The 18,086-nt window shown below is 73.0% G+C and carries 19 protein-coding genes; 12 read left to right on the top strand and 7 right to left on the bottom strand.

What is annotated here, in order from left to right; genetic code table 11:
- Window positions 1-178 precede the first annotated feature (178 nt).
- From ACWEPF_RS06530 to ACWEPF_RS06520, 3 genes are all read left to right on the top strand, one after another.
- Complete coding sequence (locus tag ACWEPF_RS06530; protein ID WP_452171668.1) at window positions 179-1,222, top strand: enoyl-CoA hydratase/isomerase family protein; 1,044 nt, start codon at window positions 179-181, stop codon at window positions 1,220-1,222.
- A 104-nt stretch (window positions 1,223-1,326) separates the two neighbouring features.
- A complete protein-coding gene (locus ACWEPF_RS06525; protein WP_452171667.1) occupies window positions 1,327-2,157 on the top strand; it encodes a hypothetical protein in 831 nt (276 codons plus the stop codon).
- Window positions 2,158-2,270: 113 nt separating this feature from the next.
- The gene (locus ACWEPF_RS06520) at window positions 2,271-3,047 is read left to right on the top strand and encodes an enoyl-CoA hydratase (RefSeq protein WP_345279301.1); all 777 of its coding nucleotides are present in this window, start codon (window positions 2,271-2,273) and stop codon (window positions 3,045-3,047) included.
- A 52-nt stretch (window positions 3,048-3,099) separates the two neighbouring features.
- On the opposite strand, the gene ACWEPF_RS06515 is transcribed toward ACWEPF_RS06520, so the two are convergent.
- Complete coding sequence (locus ACWEPF_RS06515; protein ID WP_452171666.1) at window positions 3,100-3,714, bottom strand: HdeD family acid-resistance protein; 615 nt, start codon at window positions 3,712-3,714, stop codon at window positions 3,100-3,102.
- Window positions 3,715-3,900: 186 nt separating this feature from the next.
- On the opposite strand from ACWEPF_RS06515, the gene ACWEPF_RS06510 reads away from it, so the two are divergent.
- On the top strand, window positions 3,901-5,724 hold the full coding sequence (locus ACWEPF_RS06510) for an NAD-binding protein (protein WP_452171665.1): 1,824 nt from the start codon (window positions 3,901-3,903) through the stop codon (window positions 5,722-5,724).
- 4 nt (window positions 5,725-5,728) lie between these two features.
- Here ACWEPF_RS06510 and ACWEPF_RS06505 read toward each other — a convergent pair whose 3' ends face one another.
- The gene (locus ACWEPF_RS06505; RefSeq protein WP_345279309.1) at window positions 5,729-6,058 is read right to left on the bottom strand and encodes an antibiotic biosynthesis monooxygenase family protein; all 330 of its coding nucleotides are present in this window, start codon (window positions 6,056-6,058) and stop codon (window positions 5,729-5,731) included.
- Between the two features lie 134 nt (window positions 6,059-6,192).
- On the opposite strand from ACWEPF_RS06505, the gene ACWEPF_RS06500 reads away from it, so the two are divergent.
- The 3 genes from ACWEPF_RS06500 (at window position 6,193) to ACWEPF_RS06490 (ending at window position 7,219) form a co-directional block, all read left to right on the top strand.
- On the top strand, window positions 6,193-6,450 hold the full coding sequence (locus ACWEPF_RS06500) for a Prokaryotic metallothionein (protein WP_345279311.1): 258 nt from the start codon (window positions 6,193-6,195) through the stop codon (window positions 6,448-6,450).
- 119 nt (window positions 6,451-6,569) lie between these two features.
- Window positions 6,570-6,905, top strand: coding sequence for a hypothetical protein (locus ACWEPF_RS06495; RefSeq protein WP_452171664.1), 336 nt, complete (start codon window positions 6,570-6,572; stop codon window positions 6,903-6,905).
- Window positions 6,899-7,219, top strand: a complete 321-nt coding sequence (locus ACWEPF_RS06490) for a hypothetical protein (RefSeq protein ID WP_449794582.1) — start codon at window positions 6,899-6,901, stop codon at window positions 7,217-7,219. Before ACWEPF_RS06495 ends, ACWEPF_RS06490 begins: the two co-directional genes overlap by 7 nt.
- A gap of 47 nt (window positions 7,220-7,266) precedes the next feature.
- On the opposite strand, the gene ACWEPF_RS06485 is transcribed toward ACWEPF_RS06490, so the two are convergent.
- From ACWEPF_RS06485 to ACWEPF_RS06475, 3 genes are all read right to left on the bottom strand, one after another.
- Complete coding sequence (locus ACWEPF_RS06485) at window positions 7,267-8,541, bottom strand: ATP-binding protein (RefSeq protein WP_452171663.1); 1,275 nt, start codon at window positions 8,539-8,541, stop codon at window positions 7,267-7,269.
- A gap of 94 nt (window positions 8,542-8,635) precedes the next feature.
- On the bottom strand, window positions 8,636-9,883 hold the full coding sequence (locus ACWEPF_RS06480; protein WP_380150536.1) for a cytochrome P450: 1,248 nt from the start codon (window positions 9,881-9,883) through the stop codon (window positions 8,636-8,638).
- Window positions 9,884-9,945: 62 nt separating this feature from the next.
- Complete coding sequence (locus ACWEPF_RS06475; protein WP_452171662.1) at window positions 9,946-10,719, bottom strand: EI24 domain-containing protein; 774 nt, start codon at window positions 10,717-10,719, stop codon at window positions 9,946-9,948.
- Window positions 10,720-10,934: 215 nt separating this feature from the next.
- On the opposite strand from ACWEPF_RS06475, the gene ACWEPF_RS06470 reads away from it, so the two are divergent.
- Together ACWEPF_RS06470 and ACWEPF_RS06465 are read left to right on the top strand one after the other, a co-directional pair.
- The gene (locus ACWEPF_RS06470) at window positions 10,935-11,501 is read left to right on the top strand and encodes a hypothetical protein (protein WP_452171661.1); all 567 of its coding nucleotides are present in this window, start codon (window positions 10,935-10,937) and stop codon (window positions 11,499-11,501) included.
- A gap of 73 nt (window positions 11,502-11,574) precedes the next feature.
- Entirely contained in the window at window positions 11,575-12,048 is a 474-nt protein-coding gene (locus tag ACWEPF_RS06465; RefSeq protein WP_452171660.1) for a hypothetical protein, read from the top strand.
- Between the two features lies 1 nt (window position 12,049).
- Here the strand turns inward: ACWEPF_RS06465 and ACWEPF_RS06460 are convergent, their stop codons facing one another.
- Together ACWEPF_RS06460 and ACWEPF_RS06455 are read right to left on the bottom strand one after the other, a co-directional pair.
- On the bottom strand, window positions 12,050-13,123 hold the full coding sequence (locus ACWEPF_RS06460) for a Fic family protein (protein ID WP_452171659.1): 1,074 nt from the start codon (window positions 13,121-13,123) through the stop codon (window positions 12,050-12,052).
- Entirely contained in the window at window positions 13,120-13,764 is a 645-nt protein-coding gene (locus ACWEPF_RS06455; protein ID WP_452171658.1) for a DUF6426 family protein, read from the bottom strand. The genes ACWEPF_RS06460 and ACWEPF_RS06455 overlap by 4 nt, the downstream gene beginning before the upstream one ends.
- 174 nt (window positions 13,765-13,938) lie before the next feature.
- On the opposite strand from ACWEPF_RS06455, the gene ACWEPF_RS06450 reads away from it, so the two are divergent.
- From ACWEPF_RS06450 to ACWEPF_RS06440, 3 genes are all read left to right on the top strand, one after another.
- Window positions 13,939-14,670, top strand: a complete 732-nt coding sequence (locus tag ACWEPF_RS06450; RefSeq protein WP_345279325.1) for a maleylpyruvate isomerase family mycothiol-dependent enzyme — start codon at window positions 13,939-13,941, stop codon at window positions 14,668-14,670.
- A gap of 365 nt (window positions 14,671-15,035) precedes the next feature.
- Entirely contained in the window at window positions 15,036-17,255 is a 2,220-nt protein-coding gene (locus ACWEPF_RS06445; RefSeq protein WP_452171657.1) for an NADP-dependent isocitrate dehydrogenase, read from the top strand.
- Between the two features lie 112 nt (window positions 17,256-17,367).
- Window positions 17,368-18,069: a GNAT family N-acetyltransferase gene (locus ACWEPF_RS06440; RefSeq protein WP_452171656.1), complete on the top strand. Its 702-nt coding sequence runs from the start codon at window positions 17,368-17,370 to the stop codon at window positions 18,067-18,069.
- The last annotated feature ends 17 nt before the right edge of the window (window positions 18,070-18,086 follow it).

The following is an 18,086-nucleotide window of genomic DNA, read 5'->3' as shown; positions in this document are numbered from 1 at the left end:
GATCAGGCCGCGGCGTCTGGGTGCGTGCCTCGGCGGCGCCGAGGAGGGAGTCCATGCGGAGCATCGGCGACCGACGAGAAGCCGGCGAGGTGCGTGCCCAGACGCCGCGGCCCCGGCCTGAGCGGCAGGACGGCCCCAAGGGCGACCGGAACGACGACGAACGGAGAGTGCGCTCCACATGGCGACGACGACGGATGTGCTGATGGCCCGGGACGGCCGGGCCGGGCGGATCATGCTGAACCGGCCCCGGGCGCTCAACGCGCTCACGCACGGGATGCTGCTCGCGGTCCGCGACAGGCTGACCGAGTGGGCCCAGGACGACGCGGTGGAGACCGTGGTGCTGACCGGGGCGGGCGACCGCGGGCTGTGCGCCGGTGCGGACATCCGCGCGCTGCACGACGACGCCAAGCTCGGCGGCGCCGGGGCCCGGGCCTTCTTCCGGGACGAGTACCTGACCAACCACCTGATCTCCCGTTACCCCAAGCCCTACGTGGCGGTGATGGACGGGATCACCATGGGCGGCGGGGTCGGCCTCTCCGTGCACGGCAGCGTCCGGGTGGTCAGCGAGCGCACCACGGTGGCCATGCCGGAGACCAGGATCGGCCTGGTGCCGGACGTCGGCGGCAGCCTGCTGCTGGCCCGCGCCCCCGGCGAGCTCGGCACCCACCTGGCCCTCACCGCCGCCACCATGGGCCCCGGCGACGCCCTGCTCCTCGGCTTCGCCGACCACTTCGTACCGGGCGCGGCGCTCTCCTCCTTCACCGCCGCCCTCGCCGAGGTCACCCCCGCCGAGGCGCTGGCCGCCCACGCCGCCGAGGCCCCGGCCGCAGAACTGGCCGCCCAGCGCGAGTGGATCGACCGCTGCTACGCCGCCGGCACGGTGGAGGAGGTGCTGGAGCGCCTGGACGCCGAGGGCACCGCCGAGGCCAAGGAGGCGGCCGAGCAGATCCGGGCCAAGTCCCCCACCATGCTCAAGGTCACCCTGGCCGCCCTGCGCCGCGCCCGCGCCCACCACTCGCTGGCCGAGACCCTCGACCAGGAGTACCGGATCTCCTGCACCGCCCTCACCACCCCCGACCTGGTCGAGGGCATCCGCGCCCAGGTGGTCGACAAGGACCGCAACCCGCGGTGGAGCCCCGCCACCCTCGACGGGGTGACGGACGCTCAGGTCGACGCCTTCTTCGCCCCGCGCCCCGGCGACGAGCTCGGCCTGGCCGGCTGACGGCACCGGCGCGCCCGCCCGGCGCAGCGGTGCGTTGCGCCGGGCGGCGGCCCGGTCTTGACTGGGGGTGTGTACACGTCCCGTCCCGCCGGGGAGGCCGCCGCATGAGTTCGGGTCACGCGATGCCGGGCAAGGCCGACTTCGCCGCCGCGTACGCGGGGCCGGACCCGCGCGGGTACTTCCGGGCGCTGGCCCCGTACGAGTACCTGACGCCGCACCACGCCCAGCGGGTCTTCCGGCTGCTGACCGCCGCCCGGGCGCCCCGGGCGGTGGTGGACCTGTGCTGCTCGTACGGGGTGAACGCGGCGCTGCTCAACCACCAGCTGACCCTGGCCGAGCTCTACCACCGCTACACCGACCCGGCCCTGGACTCCCTCTCGGCCGAGGAACTCACCCTGCGGGACCGGCAGTTCTACGCCGCCCGGCGGCGGCCCGAGGCGGTGCCGGTGATCGGCGTGGACGTGGCCACCGGCCCGGTCGACCACGCCCGGCGGGCCGGGCTGCTGGACGCCGCCTTCGCGGAGAACCTGGAGCGGGCCGCACCCTCCCCCGCGCTGCGCGCGCTGCTGGCCGACGTCGGTCTGGTGACGGTGACCGGCGGCATCGGCTACGTCTCCGAGCGCAGCTTCGACCACCTGCTGGCCTGCACCGCCTCCCCGCCCTGGGTGGCGGCCTTCGCCCTGCGGGCGGTGCCGTACGGGCCGGTGGCCGAGGTGCTGGCGGAGTACGGCCTGGTCACCGAACGGGCCGCCGGGACCTTCCCGCAGCGCCGCTTCACCGGGCCCGAGGAGCGGGCGGGGGCGCTGCGGGCGGCGGTGGAGGCGGGCCTGGACCCGGCCGGGCTGGAGGAGGAGGGCTGGTACCACGCGGCGCTGTACGTCTCCCGGCCGGCCGCGCAGGTGACGGCCCGTCCGCTGGCCACCCTGCTGCGCTGAACCGCCCGCCTGACACGTGATCATCGTCTCGGATCGCGAGACTGGTGTGCGGCGCCCTTCTTCGGGATGGTTGTCCCCGGAGACCCGCAGGCGTACCGAGGGAGTCAACGAGGATGACCGAGTACCAGACGATCCTGGTGGAGCAGAAGGGGCGGGTCGGGCTGATCACGCTCAACCGCCCAGAGGCGCTGAACGCGCTGAACAACCAGCTGATGCGGGAGGTGGTGGCCGCCGCCACCGCCTTCGACCGGGACCCGGAGATCGGCTGCACCGTGATCACCGGCTCGGAGAAGGCCTTCGCCGCCGGGGCGGACATCAAGGAGATGCAGGGCAACGCGTTCCCCGCGGTCTACCTGGAGGACTGGCTGGGCCCCTGGGACGAGCTGGGCCGGCTGCGCAAGCCGGTGATCGCCGCCGTCGCGGGCTACGCGCTGGGCGGCGGCTGCGAGTTGGCGATGCTCTGTGACGTCCTGATCGCGGCCGACACCGCGAAGTTCGGCCAGCCGGAGATCAAGCTCGGTGTCATCCCCGGCATCGGCGGCTCGCAGCGGCTCACCCGGGCGATCGGCAAGGCCAAGGCGATGGACCTCTGCCTCACCGGCCGGATGATGGGCGCCGAGGAGGCCGAGCGGGCCGGGCTGGTGGCCCGGATCGTTCCGGCCGCCGACCTGCTCACCGAGGCGCTGGCCACCGCCGAGACGATCGCGGCGATGTCCACCACCGCCTCCGTGATGATGAAGGAGAGCGTGAACCGGGTCTTCGAGACCACCCTCGCCGAGGGCGTGCGCTTCGAACGCCGCCTGTTCCACGCCCTGTTCGCCACCGCGGACCAGAAGGAGGGGATGGCCGCCTTCGCCGAGAAGCGCAAGCCGTCCTTCGAGAACCGCTGACCGCGCGGGACCCCCGGCCGGGCCGGCCGGGGGTCCCGTTGGTCCGACGCCCTCAGACGCCCGCCGGGATCTCCTTGGAGCGGCGGCGGACCTGGAGCGCGGTGACGATCTCCATCAGGCCGAGCACCAGCAGCCACACCCCCGCCAGCACGGTCAGGGCCGCCACCGAGTGCACCGGCCAGACCATCAGCAGCACGCCCGCCAGGGTGTTGAGCACCCCGCCGAAGACCTGCCAGCCGCGGGCCGGCATCCGGGGGTCGGAGGCGGTGGCCGCGAGCTGGGTGATGCCGCGGAACAGCCAGCCGATCCCGATCCAGATCCCCAGCAGCGCCAGCGACTGCACCGCGCTGCGGAAGCAGAGCAGCCCCAGCAGCAGGCAGAGCGCCCCGCTGACGAACGCCAGCACCCGCAGCGCCGTGGTGGCGTGCGTGCCGAAGGCGGCGACCAGCTGCACCACGCCGATCACCACCAGGTAGAGCCCGAACAGCACCCCCACCACCCACAGGGTCTGCTTGGGCCAGACGAAGACGATCACACCGAGCGCCAGCGAGACGACGCCCGCGGCGAGCAGCACCTGCCAGGCCATCTTGGCCAGCCGCTGGATCGGGCCCTCGAAGCCGGGGTGCTCCTCGTCGGGGATCGGGGTGGGGCGGTAGACCTCGTTCACGGCGCGGCTCCTGACGGGCAGTGGTGTCGATCGTCCCCACTCTGCCGCTCCCCCCGGTGGTGCGCCGTACGGGAACGGCCGTTCGGGGGACGGCCATCGGACCGCCATCCGGCGGACACCTCGCTGGTTATGATCGGGTCGGGGGCCGCACCACTGGGCCGGAGCGGGACGAGGTCGGGGGGCCGGTTGAGTCACTACCTGGTGTGCGGCGGCAACGCGCTCGCCCACCGTCTGATCCGCGAGCTGATCGAGCACTACGACGTCCCGGTGGTCGCGCTGGTCCCGGACCTGACGAAGGACCACGGACCGCGGATCAGCCAGATCCCCGGGCTGGCCGCGGTGCACGAGTACGCCGCCATCTCGGCCGAGACGCTGCGCGCCTGCGGGGTGGCGGACGCCAACGGGATCGCCCTGGTGGACGGCACCGACCAGGGCAACATCCACGCCGCGATGGCCGCCGAGGGTCTCAACCCCGGGATCCGGATCGTGCTGCGGATGTACAACCAGCGGCTCGGCCAGCACATCGAACGGCTGCTGCCCAACTGCACCTCGCTCTCCGGCTCCGCCACCGCCGCCCCGGCCTTCGCCGACGGCGCCCTGGAGCGGCCCAACTCGGTCCAGGTCAACGGCCGTTACCTCTACGTCGCGTACGACGAGGAGATCCACGAGAACCAGCTCACCGTGGTCGCCGACCGGATCGACCCGCAGGACCTGAGCCGGCTGCGGCTGCTTCCCGACACCGCCGGACGGGCCGCCGAGTTCATCGAGCTGGCCCGCCGCTTCGGCGACGAGGGCCAGGGCGGGCCGCCGCCCGAGCGGGCCGAGCGCGAGCCCGGCGGGATCGCCGCGCTCCAGGCGCTCAACACCCCGCCGCGGCAGCGCACCCCCTGGTGGCGCAGGCTGCGCTGGCGGGTGCTGGACGCCCTGCGGTTCTTCACCAGCGCCCGGCTGCGGCTGCTGCTCACCGTGGCGCTGGGGGCGGTACTGCTCGGCGGGGCGGTGATCTGGTGGTCCACCGGCCACCTCGGCTGGGCCCTCTACTACACCCTGCTGGACGTGGCCGGGGCCGCCAACCCCGACCGGCCGGGCGACTCCCCCGGCGACGGCAGCGGCCCCTGGGCCCGGGCCGCCCAGGTGATCGTCACCTTCTGCGGCATCACCTTCGCACCCCTGGCCACCGCCATCGCGGTGGAGGCCCTGGCCACCGGCCGGCGCGGCCTGCCCCGCAGTCCCGGGGCCGGGCTGCGCGACCACGTGGTGGTGGTCGGGCTGAACAACCTGGGCACCCGGGTGGCCGGGATGCTCCGGGAGACCGGGGTGCCGGTGGTCTGCGTGGAGCGCGACCCGCAGTCCCAGGGCGTGGCCGCGATGCGGGCGCTCGGCGTGCCGGTGCTGCTCGGTGACGCCCCGTTGGACGGGCAGCTGCGCCGGGCCCGGGTCCAGCACGCCCGGGCGGTGGTCTCGGTGACCAGGGACGACGCCGCCAACCTGGAGGCGGCCCTGGAGGCCCGGGCGATCCACCCCGAGATCCGCATCGTGGTCCGGCTCTTCGACGACGAGTTCGCCCACCACGTCTACGCCACCCTCGGGAACGTGGTCTCCCGCTCCGTCTCCTACCTCTCCGCCCCCGGCTTCGCCGCCGCCCTGATGGGGCGTGAGGTGGTCGGCACCCTCTCGGTCTTCCGGCACGTGCTGCTGCTCGCCGAGCTGACCGCCGAGAGCGGCGAGAACGGGGTGGGCTCCAGCCTGCTCGGGCGGACGGTCTGGGAGCTGGAGGAGGCCGGCGGGGTCCGGGTGGTCGCGGTCCGGCTGGCCCGCCGGCCCGGGGTGGTGTTCTGGAACTTCGCCGACCGCGGCCACCGGTTGCAGGCCGGCGACCGGGTGCTGGTCGCCGCGACCCGCAGCGGCCTGGCCCGGCTCAGCCCGGCGCCGCCCGTCCCGCCCGAGGGGCCGTCCGAGGAACTGACTGAGGGGCCGCCCGAGGAACTGTCCGAGGGGGCGACTGCTTAGCTCCTCACCGCTGCTGGGCCGTCAACTCGGCGGCCAGCGGCAGGTGTTCGAAGTGCGACACGGACGGCGGGTGCTCCAGGAAGCCGAACTCCCCCTCCGCCCAGACCGGCCTGATCCGCCACATCGTCCCCGCGTAGGCCCGCAGCGCCGCCTCGTCCCGCCAGCGCGTCACCACCAGCACCCGGTGGTCCAGCTCGGAGACCGACCGCATCAGCTCGGCCCCCTCGAATCCGTCGGTCCCGTCCAGCGCCGGGATCACCACCTCGGTCAGCCTGGTGCAGAACTCGTCCCTGCGGCGCGGGACCACCTGCGCCTCCCAGATCCGGACGATCATCGCCACCACCTCCGGTAACCCCTCCATTCTCCGTTCGGCCGCCCGAGCTTGCCGCCCCTGGTGCCCGGTTCGACAGTGGAAGCGCGCGGCCGAGCCCGGCCGGGCGCCTTCCCCATCGGAGACGGAGCAATCCCATGGCAGTCTGCGTGGTCTGCGGCAACGACTACTGGCTGGCCTTCGAGATCAGGACGATCACCGGAGACAGCTACACCTTCGACAGCTTCGAGTGCGCGATGGAGAAGCTGGCGCCCCGCTGCGAGTACTGCCAGGTGCGGATCGTCGGCCACGGCGTCGAGGTCTCCGGCAAGTTCTTCTGCTGCGCCAACTGCGCCCGCCGCGACGGCGGCCTCGGCGAGCAGATCCGCGACGCCGTGGGCGCCCACCCGGCCTGACGGCCGGCGCCTCCGACCCCCGCCGAACGACGGGTGCTCTCCGATGTCCGGCCGTGCAAGGATTCCCGCATCGCACACGAAGCATCACTCTCGGTCACCAGTGAACATGTGGGAGCGCCATGAGAACCTCTTCCGCCACTCTCGGAAAGCGCCTGGGAAAGGCACTGCTGGCGGCCGCACTGGCGTCACCACTCCTCGTGCTGGCCCCCGCAACCACGGCGTCGGCCGACCCCGGCTTCTGCGGGGTCAGGGTGGCCGGGCCGACCCCGATCAACGGCGGTGACGTCCCGTACTTCGCCTACCGCGTGCACAACAAGTGCGGCACCGCCCACAACTTCAAGGTGTACATCCCGGAGAGCGGCCGGTCGACGTTCTGCGAGAGCATCGACCCGTACGGGGACCGCACCTACGTCTACGCGGGCAGCTCCACCTCGTGGGAGGTCCGTTCATGCTGAACACCAGCCGCAGGTTCGCCGCCGCAGGCATGAGCATCGCAGCACTCGCCCTCTCCCTCACGGTGGCCGGCCCGGCCACCACGGCATCCGCGGACCCCGGATTCTGCGGTGTCCGCGCCGGGGTGAGCGGAGGCAGCGGCCCGGCGGACGTCATCTACACGGTCCAGAACCGCTGCAGTTCCACGCACAGCTTCAAGGTCTACCTACCGGCCCCCGGCCGGACCAGCCAGTGCCAGAGCGCACCCCCTGGTGGGTACGCGTACTTCCTGTTCTCGTACGCCGACCGCGACTGGCAGGTCCTTGCCTGCTCCTAGCCGAACCGGATGCGCCGGCGGCCCGAAGCCCCGGCGCATCCACGGGCCTAGAGCCGGGCGTGGGTGGTGATGTCCGCCTCGAAGTCGGCGACCAGCTCCGGGGTGACGGTCGGGCGGCACTGGGCGATCGCCGCCAGGTAGTCGGCGGTGGTGGCGCCGGCCGTCGCCGAGGGGTCCTCGCCGGTGTCCCGCTCGAACGCCGTCTGGGCCGCCGCCCGGGCGGCGTGCTCGATGTCGGCCGGGGTGAAGAGCGCGCTCCGCTCGACCAGCAGGTCCAGGTCGACGCCCTCGCGGCCGGCCGTGTAGCGGGACCAGATGGCGTGCCGGGCCACCGCGTCCGGCGTGCCGATCGGGATCAGGTAGTCGAACCGGCCGTGACGCAGGAAGGCCGGGTCGATCGAGCGGATCGAGTTGGTGGCGCAGACCAGCAGCCGCTCCTCGCCCTCACGGAAGCCCGGGATCAGCTTGAGCAGCTCGTTGGTGACCCCGTGCAGTGCGGAGTCCACCGCCTCGCCCCGGACCGGCGCGATCTCCTCCACCTCGTCGACGAAGACCAGCACCCGCTCCAGTTCGGCGATCCGCCCGAAGGCGGTGCGCAGCGCGGCGGCCAGGTTGCCCCCGTCGGCCAGCCGGGAGGGCAGCAGCTCGACGAAGGGCCAGCCGAGCCGTGAGGCCACCGCCCGGGCGAAGGTGGTCTTGCCGGTGCCGGGCGGGCCGAACAGCGCGATCGCCCGTGGCGGCCGCACCCCGTGCCGGGCGGCCCGCTCCGGTTCGGCCAGCGGCTGCACCACCCGACGCTCGATCAGGTCCTTCTCGGTGCCCATCCCGGCCACCCGCTCCCACAGGTCGCCCGGCAGCAGCCGCCCGCCGAGCTCGTCCAACAGCCCGCCGCCCGGGCCGGCCTGCGGCTCGTCCTTCTCGAAGTACGCCACCGCCGGGCGGCGGGTGTACCCGGCGTTGTGCAGCCCCTCGCCGAGCTGCTCCTCCTCGGGGAGCACGTAGGCGATCCGGCGGACCCGGCGCTCCAGCAGCCGCCGCTCCAGCTCCCGCAGCAGCGCGCTGGCCAGGCCCCGGCCGCGCCAGCCGGGGGCGATGGCGATCCGCATCACCCAGGCCCGGTCCCCCGCCAGGTGGGCCAGCGCCGCCCCGATCGGCTCGCCCCGGCGGACCGCCACCACGGCGGGCTGACGGTCGGTCAGCGCCGAGATGCACTCGGCCAGCGAGAAGACCGACTCCTGGCCGAGGCCGGCGGTGGTGTCGATCAGGTGCACCACGGCCGCCAGGTCGTCCTCGCGGTAGTCGTGTATCAGCCACTCGTTCATGGCCCGGAACGCTAGGCCCGGGCGGCGGTCCGGACAGCCCGCCGGAACGGACAATCCGCCGCGCCGAACCGTACGTCCCGCCGCTTGCCCGGTCTCAGTAGGCGAGGCGCAGCGACTTCACCCGGTTGTCGAAGTTGGAGTGCACCAGGGTCGGCTCGCCGACCGAGCGGATCTCGGGCAGCCGGGTGAGCAGCTCGCGGAAGAGCACCTTCATCTCCTGCCGGGCCAGGTACGCGCCGAGGCAGAAATGCGGGCCGCCGCCGCCGAAGCCCAGGTGCGGGTTGGGCGAGCGGGTGATGTCGAAGGCGTCCGGGTCGGTGAAGACCGCCTCGTCCCGGTTGGCCGAGCCGAAGAAGAGCACCACCTTGTCGCCGGCGGCGAACCGGGTGCCGTTCAGCTCGTGGTCGACGGCCACGGTGCGGCGGAACTGGATGATCGGGGTGGAGTGGCGGACCATCTCCTCCACCGCGCCGCCGATCCGCCCGTCCAGGTCGGCCGTCAGCAGCTCGCGCTGCTCGGGGTGGGTGGAGAGCAGGTGCAGCCCGTGGGCCAGCGCGTTGCGGGTGGTCTCCACCCCGGCGACCAGCAGCAGGGAGAAGAAGGCGCCCAGCTCACGGGAGTTGAGGCGCCGCCCGTCCACGTCGGCGGTGACCAGGGCGGAGATCAGGTCCCCGGTGGGGCGGCGGCGGCGCTCCCGGCCGAGCGCGGCGATGATGCCCTGCATCCGGGCCAGCGCCATCAGCCCGCGGCCCGGGACGCGCAGCCGGCTGCGGGCCACGCCGGTGTTCTCGGAGGCGTCGTTGACCATCGCCAGGATGCGGTTCCGCTGGCGCTCCGGCACCCCCATCATGTTGCAGATCACCCGATAGGGGAGCTGGGCGGCCACCGCACCGACGAAGTCGGCGGGCCGCTCGGCCGCCAGGCCCTCCACCAACTCCCCCGCCACCGCGCGGATGTCCTCCTCGACCTTGGAGACCAGCCGCGGCGTGAAGGCCCGCGAGACGATCCGCCGCAGGTCCGCGTGGCGCGGGTCGTCCAGGTTCACCATCGAGTCGCCGAACACCGTCCGCACCCAGCGGGCCGGCTCGGGGGTGGTGACGCCGGGACCGCTGACGAACACCTCCGGGGTACGGCTGGCGGCGACCACGTCGGCGTGCCGGACCAGGGCGTGGAAGCCGCGGCCGGTGCGCAGGTCGGTGAAGTGCAGCGGGCCGTCCAGCGCGCGCAGCCGGGCGAACGCGGCGGCCCGTTCGGACAGCGGGAGCCGCCAGAACTCCGGGTCGGCGAGATCGATCCCGCCCGGGGTGTGCTGACGCTGACCGGTGTCCACCGTTGCCCTCATGCGGGCAGTTATCGTGCAGCTTCTGGCGGAATGTCAAATTCCACTAGCTTTGTCCTATTTACCTACTCATCGTCTTCCGTCTCGTCCTCCGTCTCGTCCTCCACCGGCACCAGGTCACGGGCCAGCAGGGTCGCACCGGCCACCGCGCCGGGCATCGCCAGCACCGTCACGAACGGCACCAGGAAGAGCACCATCAACGGCGCCCCGAAGCCCAGCGCCAGCCCCAGCCGCCCGCGCAGCAGCCGCAGCCGCTCCGGCTGGTCCACCCCGCGCCGCTGCAGCGCCACGGCCGAGAGCTCGGCCGCCATGAAGTACCCCGAGACGAGGATCCCGAGCACCGGCACCACCGTCTGCCCCACCACCGGGACGAACCCCGCGGCGAACAGCAGCACCCCGAAGCCCAGCACCCGCAGCAGCACGTACAGGCTGTCCCGCGCCGAGACCACCAACTCCCGCCACAGCGAAAGGTCCTGACGCGCCGGCGCCCCGCCCTCGGTCTCGTCCACCTTCTCGCACAGCGACTCGTAGAACGGCTGCCCGATCAGCAGCGTCACCGCCGTGAACGTCACCACCGACAGCGCGAACCCGCCCCCGAGCACCGCCACCTGCACCGCCCCGCGCACCAGCCCCTGCCACGGCGAACCCCACCCGTCCGCGAACGGCGTCGCCCACTCCGCGACGTCGTCCGCGTACACCCCCAGCACCACCAGCGCCGCCACGTACCCCACCAGGGCGATCAGCGCCGGGATCATCCCGAACCCCCACCACCGCCCGTGCCGCGCCACCCACTTCTGGCCCTTGACCAGATAGCCCATCCCCGCCACGAAATCACGCATGCCCGCAGCCTACGGGCCTGATCCGAACGCCCTTCGGCAGGGCGGCAGCTGTCCGCGGACGGTTCTGGTCATGCGTCATGCCGCCCGCCCCGAGGAGGTGACCAAGGGCCCGGGCGTTCCGGGACCTCGTCCCCGTCAAGGGCGGGTAAAGGCGGGATAGGTTGTGAATGCATTCACAAGCGATGCGAAGAGTCCTACCGAAGGGGTGCATTCCGATGGCCGCCGTCCTGAACCGTCCCGTCCGTACCGGCGAGGTGCGTCCGACCGGCTCGCCGGACGACGGGGTGATCGTCCGTTCGCGGGCCGCGCGGGGGGCGCTGGTGGCGCTGCGGATCCTGATCGCCTGGACCTTCCTGTGGCCGTTCCTGGACAAGATGTTCGGCCTCGGGTTCGCGACCAAGTCGGCCGCCGCCGTGGTCAACGGCGGCTCGCCGACCGAGGGGTTCCTGCTGCACGGGACGCAGGGCCCGTTCGCCCACCTCTTCGACTCGGTGGCCGGATCGCCCGTGCTGGACGCGCTGTTCATGGCCGGCCTGCTCGGCGTCGGCCTGGCCTTCCTGTTCGGCATCGGCACCCGCGTCGCCGCCGCCTCGGCCACCCTGATGATGGCCTTCATGTGGCTGGTCACCCTCCAGCCCGCGACCAATCCGATCACCGACGACCACTGGATGATCGCCATCGGCGCGATCGTCGTGGCACTCACCGCCGCCGGCGACCACCTCGGCCTCGGCCGCCGCTGGAAGGCCACCCCGCTGGTCCGCCGCTTCCCGTGGCTCGCCTGACCGCCCGTCACCGCCACGGCGCCCCCGGCCCACCCGGCCGGGGGCGCCGTGCGTTCACGTACGCTCGTCCCTCATGACCGGCCCCCACGACGACCCCGCCCAGGACCCGGACGAGCACGTCCGCTACCACCACTACCAGCGGCTCTTCGATGAGGTCACCCCGGCCGAGGCGGCCGCCCTGGTCACCCGGGTGCTCGCCGACCCCGACCGCGCCATGGCCAACAGCGCCGTCTGCGAGTACCTGGACCGCCGGGCCGCCGCCCTGCTGACGGACCCTCAGTTCCCGACCTGGCAGCAGGAGATGGCCGGGCCCGTCGCGGTCGACGAGTTCTCCGCCCGCCGCCTGACGGAGTGGGCCCTGCTGCGGACCGTCGCCCTGGACGAGCCCTGGTCGGCCGAGGAGCTGCTCACCGCCTCCAACTGGCTCCAGCTGCGCCTCGCGGAGACCGGCGACTCCCCCACCGCCCTCGCCACGCTCACCGAGGGCGGCCGGACCCGTCGGATCCGCACCATCGCCGACTCCCGCTCCCGCCGAGGGCGCCGCTGACTCAGCGGACGCCGGCGGTGAAGGGCTCGTCCAGGATCGCCACCAGGCGCGGGTGGAACAGCGCGCCGGGCAGGCGCGGGTGCGGGGTCAGGACCCCGGCCCGGGTCAGGCGGTCCAGGGCGGGGCCCGGGTCGCGGGTGGTGCGGCCCTTCAGCCACTGGGCCGAGACGGCGGGGGTCGCGCGGAGGTGGGCCAGCACTTCCCGGGCCGCCGGATCGCCCTTGGCCCGGTCCATCGCCGTGTCGAGCACCCGCCGGTACGCCTTGATGGTGGCGATCCGGTGGTGCGCCGTCTCGGTGACCATCCGCGCGAAGGTCGCCCCCCAGGCCATCAGGTCGCCGTCGACCGCGGCGGCGAAGGCGTCGTCGTCCGCCTGGCGGTTGCCGTGCACCCAGCCCTCCAGGTCCAGCAGCAGCCCGGGCATCAGCCCGGCGGCCACCAGGTCGCACTGCGCCAGCAGCCGCACCATCCGCCCGTTGCCGTCGGCGAACGGATGGATCGTCAGCAGCCGGATCGTGGAGAGCGCCGAGGCGTCGAGCGCCGGGGAGGTGGTGGCCAGGCCCCACGCGTACCAGCGCTGCACCTGCTCGTTCAGCTCCGCCCCGGGGGCGGTGCCGAAGAGGACGAGCCCGCCGTCGGCGCGGGTGACGGTGACGTTTCCCCGGCGCAGCCCGCCCCGGCCCGGGATGCTGGGGTCGGCGGCGGCGATCAGCCGGTGCAGTTCGGCGAGTGCGTCGGGGGCGAAGCACGGCCGCCGGCCCGGGTGTTCGCGGAGCTCCTCCCGGACGGAGTGCACGGCCAGCAGGCCGGCCTTGGTCCGCTGCTCGGCGGCGGTCGAGATCGCCTCGGTCAGCTCGCCCTCGTCGGTGGTGTGCAGGTGCCGGTGGTGCAGGGCCGTCCGGAACCGGGGACGGTGGAAGAGGTCGGGGTTGTCGAGGCGGGCGGCGGCCTTGCTCAACTCGGCGAGCGCGGCCAGCGCCCGCAGGCGGTCCCCGGCGGGGACCGCCTCGGCGTCCAGCGGCGGGTCGACGGGGAGCACCCGCCGGCCCGCCGTCGGAGAGACGGGAGAACTCACTGACAGGGACCCGAGCGGACGACGCCGGTGGGCTCCTTGACCGTCGCGTACTCCGGGCCGCTCGGAGTGAGGATCTTGTAGTAGTTGTTCTGGTACTCCACGTACATCGCCCAGCTCATGCCGGGCTGGATGGTGACCTCGATCGCGTGGCTCACGCTGGTCGTCTCGCCGAAGGTGACCCCGAGGCTCGCCGACAGGATCGAGTAGGCCGAGGCCGAGATGTTCCCGGTCACCTGGTAGGTCACGTTGTACGAGGAGTTGATGGTCTCCTTCACGGGGGTGGTGCTGTTGTTCTTGATGCAGTTCTGCCGCACCTCCTCCTTGGTGCCCTCCGCGATCTTCGTCGACGGATAGTCCCTCCCCGAACCGTCCCCGCCGCCTCCGCCCGCGTTGGCCCAGTCCGCGTTCCACACCGGAAGGGAGGAGGGCACCTCGGGCATCTCGGACAGGCCCTCGATGATCACCTGTTGCATGTACTCGTCGCCCAGGTCGTTGGAGCTCATGTCCCAGTCGTCGTCGCACTGACTGGTGTACCCGTCGCAGTAGGACGCCGAGGCGATGCTCGGAAAGACGACGGCGGGCACCGCAGTGAGCACGGACGTGCCCAGTGCGACGGTGGCGAGCATGGTCCTCAGCTTCACGGTTTCTCCTCGGTGACGATCGGGCACCTCTGGTACGCCCCGCCGGCGGAGGGATGACCTCCGAACGCTGGGGGCGGCCGCAACACTGACACAGCGTCAGAGCATCAGCCAGGATGAATTCAAGCCAATATTGCATCAGCTCATATGAATCTGCATGGTCTAAAGTCCGGCCCTGTGAACAGATCTGACTACGTGTCCGCCCTCCGCCGGCACGCCGGGCTGATGGCCGACGCCACCGCGAACGCCGACCTCACCACCCCGGTCCCCAGCTGCCCCGACTGGACCCTCGACGACCTGCTGTTCCACACCGGCACCGTGCACCGCTTCTGGACCCGGATCGCCGACGGCACCCTCACCGACCCCGACACCTGGACCGGCGCGGACGACGTCCCCGAGGACCCTGCCGAGCTGCCCGCCTGGCTGGCGGCGGGCGCCGAGGCCGCCGCCGCCACCGTGGAGGTGCTCGATCCGGCGGAGCCGCGGTGGTCCTGGTCCACCCGGAAGGACGCCGGGTTCATCCAGCGGCGGTTGGCCCAGGAGACCGCCGTGCACACCTGGGACGCGCTCGACGCCCTCGGCCGCGACGAGGCGATCGAGCGCGAGCTCGCCGCCGACGGCGTCGAGGAGTTCCTCACGGTCTGCCGCCACGAGACCCCGCCGGCCGGCTTCCCCGCCGACGGCCTCCACCTGCACGCCACCGACGGTCCCGGCGAGTGGACCCTGCGGGTGGCCGGGGACGGCACCTGGCAGCTCCTCACCGAACACGCCAAGGGCGCCGTCGCCGTCCGCGGCACCGCCTCCGACCTGCTCCTCTTCCTCTGGCAACGCCGCACCCCGGCCGACCTCGAGGTCTTCGGCTCCCCGGAGGACCTGACCGCCGCCTTCACCGCCTTCCGCCGCGACTGATCCCACCGGGGCCGCAGGAGCGCCGGCCGCCTCCGGCGGGGCGGGAGCAGCGGCGGGGCGGGAGGGCCTCTCGCTTCCGGCACCGCCGGGGTTCACGCAGGAGCACGGGAGCCTCCGGCGGGGGCGGGAAGGCCTCTTACTTCCTGCACCGCCGGGGTTCGCGCAGGAGCGCCGGGAACCTCCGGCTGTGCCCGACCCCGTCCCGTCGGCCCCGCCCCGGCCCCCACCGCAGGCGCCCGCCGGCGCCCGGCCGCTCCCGCCCCCGCCCGCCGACTGGAAGAAGTCTGGGCGAGGTTGGTTGTCAAAAAGGAGCTGTCACGGGATATCTTGATGTCGAGACGTTGTAGCCGTGAAGCGGAGTACCGATGACTGACTCGACCATCATCTACACCCACACCGACGAGGCGCCCGCCCTGGCGACGTACTCGTTCCTCCCGATCGTCCAGGCCTACGCCTCGACCGCGGGCGTGCGGGTGGAGACGCGTGACATCTCCCTGGCCGGCCGCATCATCGCCGCCTTCCCGGAGCGTCTCGAAGAGGGCCAGCGCATCGGCGACGCCCTCGCGGAGCTGGGCGAGCTCGCCAAGACCCCGCAGGCCAACATCATCAAGCTCCCGAACGTCTCCGCCTCGATCCCGCAGCTCAAGGCGGCCGTCGCCGAGCTGCAGGCCCAGGGCTACGCGCTCCCGGACTACCCGGACGAGCCGCAGACCGACGAGGAGCGCGACGTCCGCGCCCGCTACGACAAGATCAAGGGCTCCGCGGTCAACCCGGTCCTCCGTGAGGGCAACTCCGACCGCCGCGCCCCCGCCTCGGTGAAGAACTACGCCAAGGCCCACCCGCACCGCATGGGCGCCTGGACCCCGGAGTCCAAGACCAACGTCGCCACCATGGGCGTCAACGACTTCCGCTCCACCGAGAAGTCGACCGTGATCGCCGAGGCCGGCGCGCTCAAGATCGAGCTGGTCGCCGCCGACGGCACCACCACCGTGCTGCGCGAGTCCGTCCCGGTCCAGGCCGGCGAGGTCGTCGACGCCTCGGTCATGCGCGTGGCCGCGCTGCGCGAGTTCCTCGCCGCCCAGGTCGCCGAGGCCAAGGCCCAGGGCGTGCTGTTCTCGGTGCACCTCAAGGCCACCATGATGAAGGTCTCCGACCCGATCGTCTTCGGCCACGTGGTCCGCGCCTTCTTCCCGCAGACCTTCGCCAAGTACGGCGCCGACCTGGCCGCGGCCGGTCTGAACCCGAACAACGGCCTCGGCGGCATCCTGGACGGCCTGGACAAGCTCGCCAACGGCGCCGAGGTCAAGGCCTCCTTCGAGGCCGAGCTCGCCGACGGCCCGGCCCTGGCGATGGTCGACTCGGACAAGGGCATCACCAACCTGCACGTGCCGTCCGACGTCATCGTCGACGCCTCGATGCCGGCCATGATCCGCACCTCCGGCCACATGTGGGGCCCGGACGGCCAGGAGGCCGACACCCTCGCCGTCCTGCCGGACAGCTCCTACGCGGGCGTCTACCAGGCCGTCATCGAGGACTGCCGCGCCCACGGCGCGTTCGACCCGGCCACCATGGGCTCGGTCCCGAACGTCGGCCTGATGGCCCAGGCCGCCGAGGAGTACGGCAGCCACGACAAGACCTTCGAGATCGCCACCGCGGGCACCGTCCGCCTGGTCGACGCCTCGGGCGAGGTCGTGCTGGAGCAGGCCGTCGAGGCCGGCGACATCTTCCGCGCCTGCCAGACCAAGGACGCCCCGATCCAGGACTGGGTCAAGCTGGCCGTCAACCGCGCCCGCGCCACCGGCTCCCCGGCCGTCTTCTGGCTGGACGAGACCCGCGCCCACGACGCGGTGCTGATCAGCAAGGTCAACGCGTACCTGCCGCAGCACGACACCGAGGGCCTGACCATCGAGATCCTCTCCCCGGTCAAGGCCACCGCCTACTCGCTGGAGCGCATCCGCCGCGGCGAGGACACCATCTCGGTCACCGGCAACGTGCTGCGCGACTACCTGACCGACCTGTTCCCGATCCTGGAGCTGGGCACCAGCGCCAAGATGCTCTCGGTCGTCCCGCTGATGAACGGCGGCGGCCTGTTCGAGACCGGCGCCGGCGGCTCCGCCCCGAAGCACGTCCAGCAGCTGGTCAAGGAGAACTACCTGCGCTGGGACAGCCTGGGCGAGTTCTTCGCGCTGGCCGCCAGCTTCGAGCACCTGGCCCAGACCACCGGCAACGCCCGCGCCCAGGTCCTCGCGGACACCCTGGACCGCGCCACCGGCACCTTCCTCAACGAGGACAAGTCGCCGAGCCGCCGCCTCGGTGGCATCGACAACCGCGGCAGCCACTTCTACCTCGGCCTGTACTGGGCCCAGGAGCTGGCGCAGCAGACCGCCGACGCCGAGCTCGCCGCCGCCTTCACCGGCCTCGCCAAGACCCTGGCGGAGCAGGAGGAGGCCATCGTCGCCGAGCTGATCGCGGTGCAGGGCGCCCCGGCCGAGATCGGCGGCTACTACCAGCCGTCGCCCGCGCTGGCCGCGGCCGTGATGCGCCCGTCCGCGACCTTCAACGAGGCGCTGGCCCAGCTGGGCTGACGCACCGTCAGGAGCGCGTGAAGGAGGGGCCCCGCGGCTGTGCCGTGGGGCCCCTCCCCCTTTCCGCAGGACTTGCCCAGGACTTGCCCGGGACCACGAGAACGGATCAGCGATGCCGCACACCGACCCCCTGGCCAACCCGGCCCACTCCGCACTCCTCGGCCCGCACGCCGGGCTCGCCGAGCGGAGCGGCCGGGCCGCCCGCTACCCCGCCGACGTCTCCCCCTTCCACGCCCTCCCGGACGACCCGACCGAGGCGGACTGGGCCGATCTGGCCGCGCTCACCGGGCCGGGCGGCTTCGCCCTGCTGGCCGGGAACGGGATCACCCCGCCGGCCGACTGGCGGGTGACCTTCTCGCTCGACGGCGTCCAGCTGGTCGGCGACCGGCTCGCGCACGCCCACGACCCGGAGGCGGTGGAGCTGGGCCCCGAGGACGTCCCGGAGATGCTGGCCCTGGTGGCGGCCACCCGGCCCGGCCCGTTCGAGGCCCGCACCATCGCCCTGGGCCGGTACCTGGGCATCCGTCAGGACGGCGTCCTGGTCGCGATGGCGGGCGAGCGGATGCACCCGGTCGGCCACACCGAGATCAGCGCCGTCTGCACCGCCCCCACCCACCGCGGCCAGGGCCTGGCCGCCCGCCTGGTCCGCGCGGTCGCAGCGGGCATCCGCGACCGCGACGAGGTCCCGTTCCTGCACGCCGCCGGCGACAACGTGGACGCGATCCGCCTCTACAAGGCCCTCGGCTTCACCCAGAGCCGCCCGATGACCTTCCTGGGCGCCGTGGCCCCGGGCGGGGAGGCCGCTGACGCCTGATCAGCGGTCAGCCGTCG

The sequence above is a fragment of the Kitasatospora sp. NPDC004289 genome (assembly GCF_053602875.1).
The sequence above is the reverse complement of the archived record's forward strand: the minus strand, read 5'-3'. Positions and strand labels throughout refer to the sequence as shown.

Coding starts and splice junctions, on each gene's coding strand:
- ACWEPF_RS06470 (WP_452171661.1), top strand. CDS start 10,935: ATGGCCGCCGTCCTGAACCGTCCCGTCCGTACCGGCGAGGTGCGTCCG.
- ACWEPF_RS06445 (WP_452171657.1), top strand. CDS start 15,036: ATGACTGACTCGACCATCATCTACACCCACACCGACGAGGCGCCCGCC.
- ACWEPF_RS06490 (WP_449794582.1), top strand. CDS start 6,899: ATGCTGAACACCAGCCGCAGGTTCGCCGCCGCAGGCATGAGCATCGCA.
- ACWEPF_RS06480 (WP_380150536.1), bottom strand. CDS start 9,883: ATGAGGGCAACGGTGGACACCGGTCAGCGTCAGCACACCCCGGGCGGG.
- ACWEPF_RS06465 (WP_452171660.1), top strand. CDS start 11,575: ATGACCGGCCCCCACGACGACCCCGCCCAGGACCCGGACGAGCACGTC.
- ACWEPF_RS06495 (WP_452171664.1), top strand. CDS start 6,570: ATGAGAACCTCTTCCGCCACTCTCGGAAAGCGCCTGGGAAAGGCACTG.
- ACWEPF_RS06520 (WP_345279301.1), top strand. CDS start 2,271: ATGACCGAGTACCAGACGATCCTGGTGGAGCAGAAGGGGCGGGTCGGG.
- ACWEPF_RS06530 (WP_452171668.1), top strand. CDS start 179: ATGGCGACGACGACGGATGTGCTGATGGCCCGGGACGGCCGGGCCGGG.
- ACWEPF_RS06440 (WP_452171656.1), top strand. CDS start 17,368: ATGCCGCACACCGACCCCCTGGCCAACCCGGCCCACTCCGCACTCCTC.
- ACWEPF_RS06485 (WP_452171663.1), bottom strand. CDS start 8,541: ATGAACGAGTGGCTGATACACGACTACCGCGAGGACGACCTGGCGGCC.
- ACWEPF_RS06475 (WP_452171662.1), bottom strand. CDS start 10,719: ATGCGTGATTTCGTGGCGGGGATGGGCTATCTGGTCAAGGGCCAGAAG.
- ACWEPF_RS06525 (WP_452171667.1), top strand. CDS start 1,327: ATGAGTTCGGGTCACGCGATGCCGGGCAAGGCCGACTTCGCCGCCGCG.
- ACWEPF_RS06505 (WP_345279309.1), bottom strand. CDS start 6,058: ATGATCGTCCGGATCTGGGAGGCGCAGGTGGTCCCGCGCCGCAGGGAC.
- ACWEPF_RS06500 (WP_345279311.1), top strand. CDS start 6,193: ATGGCAGTCTGCGTGGTCTGCGGCAACGACTACTGGCTGGCCTTCGAG.